Annotated in this window: 1 protein-coding gene and 1 pseudogene; both read left to right on the top strand. The window is 43.6% G+C overall.

The features are described 5' to 3' along the window. Positions 1 to 117 precede the first annotated feature (117 nt). Complete coding sequence (cmoM, locus tag KIV40_RS32275) at positions 118 to 882, top strand: tRNA uridine 5-oxyacetic acid(34) methyltransferase CmoM (RefSeq protein WP_285353428.1); 765 nt, start codon at positions 118 to 120, stop codon at positions 880 to 882. Between the two features lie 217 nt (positions 883 to 1,099). Further along, positions 1,100 to 1,157, top strand: a pseudogene (locus KIV40_RS35670) (hypothetical protein); the annotation flags it as partial.

The following is a 1,157-nucleotide window of genomic DNA, read 5'->3' as shown; positions in this document are numbered from 1 at the left end:
CAACACCGGCCCGTGGGTTCATGGGGCGCATACTGCTTATCTGAGATTAGATAAAGTATCTTGAAACCTTAAACAACAGAATAGCAGGCACGATAGGACATGATAACTCAAGTAGCTGTGACTGAAGACCGTAATTTCGACGATATTGCCCACAAATTTGCAAAAAATATTTACGGCCGTCAGATCATCGTATGGGAAGATTTAGAGCAAGCGTTAAGCACATTTGAAACCGATGAAACACCTTTGCATATTCTGGATGCAGGAGGCGGTTTAGCACAGATGTCGCAAAAGATTGCTAGCCTAGGGCACCAAGTGTCTCTGTGTGACCTTTCTTCTGAAATGCTGAATTTGGCGCAACAAGATATTGATAAAGCCGGCTTGCTTGATCAGTATCGATTCATCCATTCTCCTGTTCAAAACATTGCACAGCATATGGATGAGCCAGTAGATATGGTGATGTTTCACGCAGTCATGGAGTGGTTAGCCAATCCCAAGGAAGCGTTAGACATCCTACTTGAGCAAGTAAAACCGGGTGGTGTGGCATCGATAATGTTCTACAACCATCACGGATTAGTCCTTAAAAATGTGATTTGTGGCAATATTCCTCATGTATTAAATGGGATGCCACATCGAAAACGGTTTAAGCTGCAACCCCAAAAAGGCTTGAAGCCTGAAGAGGTCTATCAGTGGATAGAAGAGGCAGGGCTTGAGATAAAAGGTAAGTCGGGTATTCGTTCTTTTAGCGATTACATTGGCAACATGGAATACATGGGCGACTACCAATTTGAAGATGTGCTAGAGCTTGAGAAACAGCTATGTCGTCAAGAACCTTATCTCTCTTTGGGTCGATATATTCACGTTTGGGCGCAGAAAGCAGAATAAAAACGGTAAAGAATGTGGTACAAGAGTTGCCATCGCATTCCTAGGCTACAATCGACAACTGATAGCCCGCGTTAAAAAGAAAAGGCGTAACATCGACAAACGCTCGGTGTTACAAAGAACAGTAACAGGAACCACAATGAGTGAAATGACTCAAACTGCCGAAGAGCAGCCAATTGATGAGTTGGTGGGCTGGGTCAAGCAGCATGATTTTTCATGAAACTTGCCGCCTGAGCGACTGGCATTTCTAATTGCTATCGCAGTATTAAGCAACGAAA

Source organism: Vibrio sp. D173a (assembly GCF_030248475.1).
Note: the sequence above shows the minus strand (reverse complement) of the source record. Positions and strands in the feature narration are given on the sequence as shown.